The organism is Photobacterium sp. BZF1, assembly GCF_014349205.1.
Classification (GTDB): domain Bacteria; phylum Pseudomonadota; class Gammaproteobacteria; order Enterobacterales; family Vibrionaceae; genus Photobacterium.
Genome location: NZ_JACSOF010000016.1, coordinates 21,847 through 34,164, shown reverse-complemented (window position 1 = coordinate 34,164; position 12,318 = coordinate 21,847). Strand labels below are relative to the sequence as shown.

The 12,318-nt window shown below is 49.3% G+C and carries 8 protein-coding genes; 5 read left to right on the top strand and 3 right to left on the bottom strand.

What is annotated here, in order from left to right:
* Window positions 1-74: 74 nt before the first annotated feature.
* The 3 genes from BIZ37_RS05265 to apbC form a co-directional block, all read right to left on the bottom strand.
* Window positions 75-2,231 carry an AsmA family protein gene (locus BIZ37_RS05265; protein ID WP_187460594.1) on the bottom strand — a complete coding sequence of 719 codons (2,157 nt, stop codon included), beginning with the start codon at window positions 2,229-2,231 and terminating at the stop codon, window positions 75-77.
* 227 nt (window positions 2,232-2,458) lie between these two features.
* The gene (gene udk / locus BIZ37_RS05260; protein ID WP_107301439.1) at window positions 2,459-3,103 is read right to left on the bottom strand and encodes a uridine kinase; all 645 of its coding nucleotides are present in this window, start codon (window positions 3,101-3,103) and stop codon (window positions 2,459-2,461) included.
* Between the two features lie 206 nt (window positions 3,104-3,309).
* The gene (gene apbC, locus BIZ37_RS05255) at window positions 3,310-4,401 is read right to left on the bottom strand and encodes an iron-sulfur cluster carrier protein ApbC (RefSeq protein ID WP_187460593.1); all 1,092 of its coding nucleotides are present in this window, start codon (window positions 4,399-4,401) and stop codon (window positions 3,310-3,312) included.
* A 168-nt stretch (window positions 4,402-4,569) separates the two neighbouring features.
* Between apbC and metG the strand changes: the two genes are divergently transcribed.
* From metG to BIZ37_RS05230, 5 genes are all read left to right on the top strand, one after another.
* A complete protein-coding gene (gene metG / locus BIZ37_RS05250) occupies window positions 4,570-6,621 on the top strand; it encodes a methionine--tRNA ligase (RefSeq protein WP_107301441.1) in 2,052 nt (683 codons plus the stop codon).
* A 197-nt stretch (window positions 6,622-6,818) separates the two neighbouring features.
* Window positions 6,819-7,952 carry an AI-2E family transporter gene (locus tag BIZ37_RS05245; protein WP_187460592.1) on the top strand — a complete coding sequence of 378 codons (1,134 nt, stop codon included), beginning with the start codon at window positions 6,819-6,821 and terminating at the stop codon, window positions 7,950-7,952.
* 563 nt (window positions 7,953-8,515) lie between these two features.
* On the top strand, window positions 8,516-9,889 hold the full coding sequence (locus BIZ37_RS05240) for a V-type ATP synthase subunit B (RefSeq protein ID WP_107301443.1): 1,374 nt from the start codon (window positions 8,516-8,518) through the stop codon (window positions 9,887-9,889).
* A 3-nt stretch (window positions 9,890-9,892) separates the two neighbouring features.
* The gene (locus BIZ37_RS05235; protein ID WP_187460591.1) at window positions 9,893-10,516 is read left to right on the top strand and encodes a V-type ATP synthase subunit D; all 624 of its coding nucleotides are present in this window, start codon (window positions 9,893-9,895) and stop codon (window positions 10,514-10,516) included.
* Complete coding sequence (locus tag BIZ37_RS05230; RefSeq protein WP_187460590.1) at window positions 10,513-12,318, top strand: V-type ATP synthase subunit I; 1,806 nt, start codon at window positions 10,513-10,515, stop codon at window positions 12,316-12,318. The genes BIZ37_RS05235 and BIZ37_RS05230 overlap by 4 nt, the downstream gene beginning before the upstream one ends.

Genomic DNA, 12,318 nt, shown 5'->3' with positions numbered 1-12,318 from the left:
CACAAAGCAACCCAAACAAAACAGGGAGAGCAACTGCTCTCCCTGTTACTTCAGATGGATATCTCACCTGGGCGCTAGTTAAAAAGCCCTTTGAGCAACTTATCTGCGGCCTTCTTGATATCCTCATTTTCGGCTTTGTCACCCAACAGCTTCTCTAGGCCACGCTCTACCTCGCGTTGCGCCTTCTGCTCTAGCTCATTGTTCTGCTTTAGCAACTGGGCAATATTGAGCGAGAACGCCGGCTCACTCCAGCTGCCTTTGACATCAATCGGCACAGTCAGATCGGCGACTTCATCAATATCTTTACCGCCCTGCCCTTTACTGGTGGCAACCACAGAGGTATTTACCGCAAAGTCGATCGTTTCATCGACTAGGCTGGTCGAGCCATTGCCGTTGATACGCAGCAATGGCGAATCGATATCAAGGTTATTGGTTGAAGCGACCCCTTTACCCAAGTTGATAGTCGAAGACATCGCTGAAAAGTCCGTCTTCTTCTCTTCCTTGACGTACTCTGCCTTTTGCCCCTTCAAGGTCGCACGGGCTTCACGGATCATCTCAGGAACATTGACGCCATATATCGCCCCGTCAGCAAAACGGATATCAATAGTACCGGCAATATTTTCACGGATACGCTTTTCAGCTAGGCCTGTACCTGAAACATTAACCGTGATGTCACCAGTGCCGGCCAAGGTATCATTTTGCGCGACGTCCACCAGCAAAGGTTGAACTTGTACGCCTTTGATCTGCTTGGTAACACGGTAAGTGGGCAACTTACCGTTAGCATCGATTTTGGCTGTGCTGTGGATAGTGCCTTGGTAAAGCTTGGCATCAAGGCCGCTCAAATCAAACACACCATTTTTCACCGTCATCGCCAATGTCACATCACTCAAATGAGCGTTCGCAGCTTTGAATTGGCCAACCGTAAGTTTACCGGCCAGATCGAGTGTTTTCAGCACACTCAGATCAGGCTCTTGGCCTTTTTCCTTATCATTTGTAGCACTTGAATTATTTCCGGCTGCACCTGCTTGCTGCACCTCTCCATCACTGGCCTGAGATGGAGCACTCTCACTCCCTGTTCCAAGGAAAGCATCAACATCGATGTTGTCTGAAGACAAATCAAAGCGGATCACTGGGATATCAGCCGACTGGAAAGAAGCATTACCGGCCAGAGCCAGTTCATCCACTGTCGCCTTGAGTGAAGGTAGCTCTGCCAACCCATTGTCTAAATGGTATTTGGCATCGGCCTCTAGGCCAATTTTCATTTCAGGGCGTGGTAGGCTGGCACCTTTGGCATCAACACTCACCTTGGCGGCTTTCAAGTCAATGACTTTAACCGCTTCATCCACCATTAACTGGGTAGAACCCTGGGTGTTGAAGCTCAAGTCCGGCACCTGGCCTTCAATAGCAAAATCAATCGTTGACCACTCACCCAATTTGAAACTATCCAGCGAGATATTGGCATTGCGGATATCATTGGCCGCATCTTTTGCGCTGGCCTTCAACGACAAGGCTTTAAGCTCTGCGCCATCAAGCGCCTTGGCAATTAACAGCTCTGTCTGGCCTTCCGCACTGAAGCTCAGCTCGCCAGCTTTACCGGCAATATTGAACTTGGCGGCAGTCCACTCTCCCGGCGCAAATTGGTCGAGGGAGAAATCAAGGCGCTCAACTTCCGTCTGGCTACCCGCTTTATGATCAATAATCAGCGCGCTAGCATTGTTAATTTCAACGCCAGCCAAGGTTATCTGCCATGCTTGTTGCTCGGTTTGAGAGCCAGCTTGTTCCGCCTCTAACGATGTTGACTCGGTCGCAGATTGGTCTGCGTTATCACCAGCCTTATCTTGGCCCGAAAGACCATCTAGGTTGCTGACGCCATTTTCAAGTGTTTGAATAAACACTCGGCCACCCAGCAAACTGACATTACCAATTTCCAATTGCTGGGAGAATAACGGCATGACAGAGACGGACAGCTCCGCCTGTTCGAACTGGGCAAGGTTTGGCTCGGCAAAACCTTGCGGATTACGAAATTCTGTTTTGCCAATGTCAAACCCGATACTCGGGAAGAAGCGCCAACTGATATCGCCGTCAATCACCAAATCACGGCCAGTTGCTTTTTTCACCTGCTCGGCAATCATCGGCTTGAACTGGTTGGGATCAACCAGTGCCACCAAGGCCGCGATACCTACAACCGCAACGACGATAATCGCCAGCAAAGCCATTATTATTTTTTTCATTACATCCCCATCTTTTCATCCATGCCCATCAATCGAGCCTAGCGCAAAGTACTCTGATCCCATTGTGGCATATAGCCCATGGACTTCAAATAGATAGAGTGTATAGCCAAAGATGGGTTCCTTTGTATTACCTAGGTAAAAGTTTTCGCTAGGTAACAGTTTTCACTAGGTAAAAAAATAGGCAGCGTAGTGCTGCCTATTTTTATATTCACTAGTCATGTCTGACGTTAAGCACGTAGCAACTTGGCAATGTGTGCTTTTAGTACGTCAATCGCGATACGGTTTTTACCGCCACGAGGGACAATGATGTCTGCGTACTGCTTCGATGGCTCGATGAACTGCATGAACATCGGACGAACAGTCTTCTGGTACTGCTCAAGAACAGATTCCATGGTACGGTCACGCTCTGCAACATCACGCTGAAGACGGCGCAGCAGACAGATATCTAGCGGCGTGTCCATAAATACACTGGCGTGCATGATTTCACGCAGGCGAGGATCAGTCAGCAGCAGGATACCTTCCAGGATGATCACCTTCTTCGGTGTCAGCGTGGTGGTTTCAGTCATACGCGTGTGTTCGCTGTAGCTGTACTGAGGCACTTCCACCGCTTCACCGCGGATCAACTGCTCAAGGTGGTCACAAAGTAGGTCGTGATCCAAGGCATTTGGGTGGTCGTAGTTGGTCTTTACCCTTTCATCCATGCTTAGGTGGCTTTGATCGTTGTAGTAGCAATCTTCCGTGATAACACCGATCTGATGATCGCCTACTTTTTCTTTTAGCTCTTTATAAACTGTGCTGGCAATCAGACTTTTACCGGATGCAGAGGCACCTGCAATACCGATAATAACGCATTGGTGAGAGTGTTCAGACATATCAGAAAGCACCTGTAAAACAACGTGGCGTAGTGGACAAACCGTAACAAAAAGCCCACGTCCCATCACTCACTGTGTCGGGAAGTGGCTCAAATAGGCATAAATAAACCGCCTGATTATAGGCAGATGTAGGGGCAGATGCCAGTAAAAAAGCGGCATCTGCCACGTTTGCTCAGAAACTCTGCAAGTTTGACCAAAGCAATGGTTTACATTGTACGAATTGTGATCTGCTCAGCTACCGGTGTACCTTGCCAATAGAGGCGACTCGCCACCGAACCGGCTAGCTGGATGTATGCTTGCGCCTGCTCAGAATCAGGTGATGCCGCCACTGTCGGCTTACCGTTGTCGATATCTTCGCGAATTTTGATATGCAATGGCAATTGTGCCAACAGCGGAACCGCATACTCCTGGGCCATGCGTTCTGCCCCACCCGTGCCGAAAATAGGTTCATGATGACCACAGTTGCTACAGATGTGATAACTCATGTTCTCAACAACACCGAGAACAGGCACGTCGACCTTGTTGAACATGCTGACCCCTTTGATAGCATCAGCCAAGGCCAGATCTTGAGGTGTAGTCACAACGACCGCCCCGGTAACGGGGATCTGCTGCGCCAGTGTTAGCTGGATATCACCGGTACCCGGTGGCATATCGATAACCAGATAGTCCAGATCCGGCCACCAGGTCTCGGCAATAATCTGGGATAGCGCTTTTGAAGCCATCGGACCGCGCCAAATGGTCGCGCTGTCAGCGGGCACCAAATATCCGACTGAGTTGGTATATAGGCCGCATGACTCAATCGGCATCATCATTTTACCGTCCGGTGACTGGGGTTTCTCATCGACGGTTCCCAGCATCATTGGCACAGATGGGCCATAGATATCGGCATCCAACAGGCCGACTTTGGCCCCTTGAGCTTGCAAACCTAACGCAAGGTTAACCGATGTGGTCGATTTACCCACCCCGCCTTTGGCCGAGCTCACCACAACAATATTCTTTACACCGTTGAGCGATTGCTTATCACCGGCAGCCAATGGCGCCACACGGCAGGAAATATCGAAATGGATGTCACTGGCAATATGATGAAGCTGCTGCTGGGTAATGATCCATTGCTCTAAAAGCTCTGCAACTTGGCTGGCGGCAAAAGGAAACGTCACCGATATTTTACCGTCAGCCGACACCGACACCACATTGGTCGTCTCGGCCCACTCTTCGTGTAACCAAGGGTGTTCAAACTGGTTCAACCAACGGCAAATATCTGCCACGCTTTCGAAACGGGTAATTGAGTCATTGCTCATGATCTTTTAGCGCTCCACATTTATTGTTTACCTACATCCTAACACCGATGCTTATTTAGCGCCCCATTTTACCGTGATTTACAGCAGATCCTCCTAGGCAAGGTGCTATCCATCAGGTAGTATTTACAGCTACGTTTTTATTACCCATCACGAGCGAAATAAGACATTATGGCTGCAAATCCAAGAAAAATTCTGGTGACCTGCGCCCTACCGTACGCTAACGGTTCTATCCACTTGGGCCACATGCTTGAGCATGTACAAGCGGATATTTGGGTGCGCTATCAGCGCCTTCGCGGCAACGAAGTTCATTTCATCTGTGCAGACGATGCACACGGTACTCCAATCATGCTTAAGGCCCAGCAGATGGGTATGGAACCTGAGCAGATGATTGCCGAAGTGAGCAAAGAGCACCAGGCTGACTTTGCTGGCTTCGATATTAGCTTTGACAACTACCACAGCACGCACTCTGAAGAAAACCGCGAGCTGGCGTCATACGTCTACACCAAGCTAAAAGAAAACGGTTACATCACCAACCGTACTATTTCTCAGCTGTTTGACCCTGAGAAAGAAATGTTCCTACCGGACCGTTTCGTTAAAGGTACTTGCCCTAAGTGTAAGTCTGAAGATCAGTACGGCGACAACTGTGACAACTGTGGCGAAACCTACAGCCCAACTGAGTTGATCAACCCGAAATCTGCCGTTTCTGGCGCAACACCTGTAATGAAGGATTCTGAGCACTTCTTCTTCGACCTGCCTCAATTCGAAGGCATGCTGAAAGAGTGGACCAAGTCTGGTGCCCTTCAGGACGAAACCGCCAACAAGATGCAGGAGTGGTTCGAGTCTGGCCTACAGCAGTGGGACATCTCTCGTGACGCACCTTACTTCGGTTTTGAAATCCCTGGTGAAACTGGCAAGTACTTCTACGTGTGGCTAGATGCACCTATCGGTTACATGGGCTCATTCAAGAACCTTTGTGACAAGCGCGATGACCTGAACTTCGACGAGTTCTGGAACAAGGACAGCTCAACCGAGCTATACCACTTCATCGGTAAAGACATCGTTTACTTCCACAGCCTATTCTGGCCTGCAATGCTAGAAGGCGCGGGCTTCCGCAAGCCGGACAACGTATTCGTTCACGGCTACGTAACAGTAAACGGTGCCAAGATGTCTAAGTCTAAGGGTACCTTCATCAAAGCGGGTACATACCTAGAGCACCTAGACCCAGAATGCCTACGCTACTACTACGCAGCGAAGCTTAACAGCCGTATCGATGACCTGGACCTTAACCTTGAAGACTTCACCCAGCGCGTTAACAGCGACGTAGTGAACAAGATTGTTAACCTGGCATCACGTAACGCTGGCTTCATCGCCAAACGCTTCGAAGGTAAGCTGTCTGATAACTTTGCCGAGCCTGAGCTGTACGCTGAGTTCGTTGCTGCTGCTGATCGCATCGCAGAGCTATACGAAACTCGCGAGTTTAGCCGTGCAATCCGTGAAATCACGGCACTGGCTGACAAAGCTAACCAGTATGTTGACGAAAAAGCCCCTTGGGTTGTTGCTAAGCAAGAAGGCAAAGATCAGGAACTACAGGAAATCTGCTCAGTCGGTATCAACCTGTTCCGCGTTCTAATGACTTACCTGAAACCTGTTATGCCTCAGCTAGCTGAGCGTACGGAAGGCTTCCTCAACGAAACCCTGACTTGGGACGGCATTGCCCAGCCGCTAACTGGTCACGAAGTGACTAAGTTCAAGGCACTGTTCAACCGCATCGACGCTAAGAAAGTTGAAGCTATGGTTGAATCTTCAAAAGAAGATGCAGCCGCTGAAATGGCAGCAAAAGAAAAAGCAGAAGCGGCTAAGACCGAAACGGAGCTAAGCAAGGAGCCTATCGCAGACGAAATCGAGTTCGATGACTTTGCCAAGGTTGACCTGCGTATTGCCAAGATCGTTTCTTGCGAATCAGTGCCTAAGGCTAACAAGCTACTTAAGCTTGAGCTGGACCTAGGTGGCGAAACCCGTCAGGTATTTGCTGGTATCAAGTCGGCTTACAGCCCTGAAGACCTGATCGGCAAGCACACTGTAATGGTCGCTAACCTTAAGCCGCGCAAGATGAAGTTCGGCATGTCTGAAGGTATGGTACTGGCAGCTGGCCCTGGCGGTGAAGATCTTTGGATCCTTGAACCGCACGAAGGTGCCAAGCCTGGCATGCGCGTAATGTAATACGCCGGTCTTAACAGACACCAAAATTAAACCAGCTCAATAGAGCTGGTTTTTTTATGCCCGATAAAGACTCAATTTTTATTTCTGCGACGGAAGACAAGGCAAATCAATATATAGTTAATAACACCCTTTACGGATAAAACAGATTTTCAAACAGGACAACCTTACCTTCATTGTTCACCCAAGAGGGATACGCTGTGAATCGCGATAATGAAAACCTAAAGCACACACTGTCGAGTGCATTTACAGCTTCACTCATTCGCTTTTCCGTCATCGCTTTTATTGTTTTGGTATGTTTTTGGGCATTTTTACCCTTCCTGCCGATATTAATGTGGGCCCTCGTGCTTGCAATTGCACTCTACCCTGCCCGTTTGTTCTTGGAAGCTAAACTGGGTTGGTCTGCTGCAAAAATATCGACACTTATTGCGATTGTCGGTGTGTTATTGCTCGGCGTTCCTACCGCTATGGTGGGTAACTCCTTTGCATCTAAAATTTTCGGTGCTTACGAAGCTTATGAAACAGGCGCCCTGATCGTTCCATCCCCCACTGACAGTGTCAAAGAATGGCCATTAGTCGGTGATAAAATGCATGAAGCTTGGGGGGAAGCGGCTGCAGATTTACCTCAGTTCATAGAAAAGCGCCAACCTCAACTAAAGAGTTTGTCCACTTGGTTTGTCGACAGGGCGAGTGGCGCGGCGCAAAGTGTTTTCCTAATGATTGGGGCCATTATTATCGCCGGTATTATGCTGGCCTGGGCCGAGCCTGCCAGTCGCTCTATGCGACGGATCTTCATCAGTTTTTCCAACAACGAAATAGGCCCGGAGTTACATCAACTCACCACGGCGACACTTAGACAAGTTGCCATAGGAGTCATAGGTATTGCCTTCCTTACTGCTATGGTCTTTGGTGCGACCGTTGCACTTGCTGGTGTACCCGCAGCAGCGTTATTTACCTTAATTGCTTTGATGTTCGCCATTATGCAGCTACCTGTCACCATTGTGGCCCTTGTTGCTGTTGGGATCTTATGGTCAAGCGGGGAATCATCGGCCATACACAACACGATATTTTCAATCCTAATCATTGCAGCAAGTCTGGTTGACAACTTCCTGAAGCCAATGATTCTTGGTAGGGGGTTGGAAGTCCCGATGCCTGTTGTCTTGATTGGTGCGGTTGGCGGCATGATGTCAGGTGGCATATTAGGAATGTTTATTGGTGCTGCTTTTCTTTCTGCCGGATACCAAGTTTTCATGAAGTGGGTAGATTCAGAAAGCGATAGCGCGATTACTGACACAAAAAGCAACCAGCACAATAGTAATGAGTCGAATTCCTAGCACTTCAACGACACATTATTTTGTCAGTCCAAAACCTATTGCCTCCCGCAAAGGCAGTATTTGTCGAAAAAATCACCATGCGAAGGTTTTCAGCCCACACCATTTCATTAACTTTTTTTACATGTGTTAAAAGACAAAATAATGGTGATATCTAATTTTTCAGTTTTGAAAACTGCTAGGTAGATCGCAAAAAGAAAAAACAATTGCTGAAGCGCATTTTCACAGTGATATACGCAGATCAAATATAAACCATCATAATCAATTATTTAGCAAATTAACGCTTTATACCCCACAGCTATCGAATAAACCGATACCCATGATTTATCCGATAGATTGGCTCGAATATCCCGATGTGATTGAAATCATTTGTTACAATTTGACATCAATTGAAACAACAGATTAGTACCAAATGAACTACATCCGCATAACCTTAGTAACTGTGCTTTGGATTTTTTCCCTGCCTTGGATGGGCAGGTAATTCACAAGCGGGCAATAAATGAGCGCAAGTAATTAATAGTTCTCATTGAAACACTCATCCCCCAGGCAGTTATCAAGGTATTGTGATGCCACAGAGTCTATTACGTTACACCAACATACTCAGTATCGTTGGTGATTTGATCAGGGTAGAAGTACCCAACCTCTCCTCGAGCAATGCGAAGGCCAAGTACGGCGATCTTGCGATGATTGAGCAAAACGGCGAAAACTACTCGCTTGCCCAGATCATCAAAATCGACAATGAAGAAGTTTCCCTTCAGGTCTTTGCTGGTTGTAAGGGTCTATCGACCAATGCCGCCGTTTGCTTCCTTGACCAACCGATGCAGGTTACCTATTCACCAAACATCCTAGGTCGTATCTTTAACGGTGCCGGGCAACCCATTGACCATGGCCCCGAGCTAGAAACAGACCCTAAAGTCGAAATCGATGGACCTTCAGTCAACCCGGTCCGCCGTACACTGGCAACCCGTATGGTGCGTACCAACGTGCCGATGATCGATGTATTCAACACCTTGGTTGAATCACAGAAAATCCCAATTTTCTCTGTTGCCGGTGAGCCGTATAACAAATTCCTAGCACGTATCGCGATCCAGGCGGAAGCCGATGTCGTGGTCTTCGCTGGCATGGGGCTTATCTATGATGACTACCACTTCTTCAAAACCCAGTTTGAAGAGGCCGGTGTATCATCGCGTACCATCATGTTCGTCAACCAAGCCTCGGATCCAACCGTAGAGCGCTTGCTTGCGCCAGATATGGCCCTGTCAGTCGCCGAGCACTTTGCCGTTGACGAAAGCAAGAAGGTATTGGTATTGCTGACCGATATGACCTCCTATGCCGACGCCATGAAGGAAATCGGCGTTTCGATGGACAAGATCCCAGCCAACCGCGGCTACATGGGTGACCTGTACTCGCAACTTGCCAAACGCTACGAAAAAGCCTGTGACTACAAAGGGGCTGGCTCTGTCACCCTACTGGCAGTGACTACCATGCCGGGCAATGACGTAACCCACCCGGTTCCGGATAACACTGGCTATATCACAGAAGGGCAATTCTACCTCCACGATGGCGTCCTTGACCCATTCGGCTCCCTGTCCCGTCTTAAGCAGATGGTGGTAGGTAAAGAAACCCGTGAAGATCACAGCGCCATCATGAGCGTGATGATCCGCTTCTATTCCGACTCCGTTGAAGCCCAGCAGAAACAGGCTATGGCATTCGAACTGTCAGAGTATGACAAGAAGACGCTGAAATTCGGTAAGTACTTCAAGGACAACTTCATGACGCTAGATGTCGACATGAGCCTTGAAGATGCACTGGACTTTAGCTGGAAGATCCTCGCGGAATGTTTTGATCCGGAAGAAACCCTGATCAAAGACAGCCTGCTGGAAATGTACTGGCCTTATCCAGAGCAGTTGGATCTGGAAGCGGAAACAGCAGGGGAATAATCCATGGCAAAGGTAGCACTTAACAAAAGCTCGCTAAACAAGCAAAAGCGGAGTTTAAAAACTTACAACCGCTACCTGCCTGCGTTGGAACTGAAGCGTCAACAATTAATGCTGGAGCGTAAGAAAGCCGAGAGCGCTTTGCAACAAGCCAAACAGCGCGTCGCCGATTTGCGCGCCGTGGTTGAGCAAGCTATCCCGATGCTCGCGTGCAAGGAAATCAACGTCAACAACCTAGTCAAGGTCACTGACGTTAAGCTTGCCACCCAGAATATTGTTGGCTGCCGGGTCCCGGTCGTCGAGTCCATCGACGTTGAAGTGACCCCATACAGTTATCTTGCCCGCCCGCACTGGGTCGATAGTGTGGTACGTCAGCTGAAAGAAATGGTTCGTTTACGTGTTGAGCTGGCCGTTTACCAGCAGCGTTATGAATTGATCAGCGATGCCACCCGGATCACCAGCCAGCGTGTGAACTTGTTCTCGAAAGTACTGATCCCTGATACCCAAGAAAGTATCAAGCGGATTGGTATCTACCTATCAGACCAAGAACGCGCGGCTGTAATGAACGCCAAACTATCGAAGCAAAAAGTGCTGGCTCAGCAAAAGAAAACGCAGGGAGGCCAATCATGAGTATCAAACAGTTAAAACGGTTAACACTCGGTGGCCAAGCCTCTCGCCGGGAAGAGATCCTGATCGCTTTGCAGGCGCTGGGATGCATGCACCTCATTCCTCTTAGTCAGGATGATGCCGATGCCAACCATGCAATGGCGATGCAGCAACCTTCAGACGCCAGCGAGGCACTCGCCTGGCTGAGCCGCGTCGAGCGTCGGCGCCGCCCGGTCAAGGACAAGGATTTGGTTGATGTCGATGAATTGGTCGCACAGATTCTCGAGAACAAACGCCATATCCGTGAGCAGCAGGACAAGCGCGACTTGCTTAAGGAACGCCTGCAGTTGCTTCGCCCTTGGGGGGAGTTTGAACTGCCTGATATCAGCACAATCAAAAACTTGCGCTTCTGGTTTTACCTACTGCCATTGAAAAAGCTGTCTGCGATGTCAGACGTAGAACTACCTTGGCAAGAGGTGCACCGTGATCAGAAAAACGCCTATGTTGTCATTGTGTCTGAGTCCGAGCCCGATCCCGCGTTGCTTCCGATCGACCGTTCCCACATTGGTGGCAATAGCCTGTCCAAAGTCGAGGAACACCTCGAGATTGCCGAACAGCACCTTGAGGACTTGATGGCAGAGCGTGAAGCCCTGACCCGTTGGATCTACCCGCTGAGTCAATCACTGGCGGCGAGCCAAGACAAGGCAGAACTGCTGCTTGCTTCATCAGGTGTCCAGGACGAAGGCGAGTTCTTCCTTATTCAGGGGTGGATGCCTGCCGATGCCCAGGACGCAGTGATAGAAATGGCTGATGTCTATGGTTCTGCGGTGTTGTTCGAAGATCCCAAGGATGAGGACCAACCACCAACATTACTGGAAAACTCCGAGCTTACTGGGGGCGGTGCAGAAGCGATGGGCTTCTTCCAAACGCCTAACTACCGTGCCTGGGACCCAGGTAACCTGGTGTTCTATTCATTCTCATTGTTCTTCGCAATGATCATGAATGATGCCATGTACAGCGCCATCCTCGGCCTGATCATCTTGTTCTTCCGTGAAAAGTTTGATGCTTCAGAAGAAGGCAAACGACTGAAGAACATGGGCTTGTTCATGTCTGGGTTAGGTATTTTCTGGGGTGTGCTGGCAGGTAGTTACTTTGGTATTTCACCAAGCGAAGGCAGCTTCTGGGACTTCTTCCACATCATCGATATGAACGATTACAACGCCATGATGCGGCTTTCGGTCTTTATCGGTGTCATGCACCTGATCACCGCCAATGTGATGACGGCCTATATCAACCGTACCCACAAGCGGGCGTTTGCACCTCTTGGTTGGGCGGCCCTGATGTTTGGCGGCATGTTGATGTGGTTCGGTGTGACGGGTGCAGTCTGGAGTTGGTTCGGCAAAGGACTTGGCGGACTGTTGATGCTCGGTGGCGCTGGGCTTGTCTGTGTATATAGCAGCGACCGGCCAATCAACAGTCGCAAGGACATGGCATTGCGGGTACTCGATGGTGCCAAGGCGATTTACAACATTACCAGCGCCTTCGGTGACATCCTGAGCTACATGCGTTTGTTTGCGCTTGGCCTGTCAGGTGCATCGCTGGCAATGACCTTTAACTCACTTGCCGGCCAAGTTGTCGAAGCCCAGCCAGTCTCTGGGGTACTGTTTGGCGGCCTGATCTTATTGCTTGGCCATATCTTGAACTTCGCACTCTGTGTCATGAGTGGTGTGGTTCACGGTATGCGCCTGAACGTTATTGAATTTGTTAACTGGGGACTATCCGACGAAGGATACCCATTCAAAGCTTTTCGGAAGAAAGAGGATTAA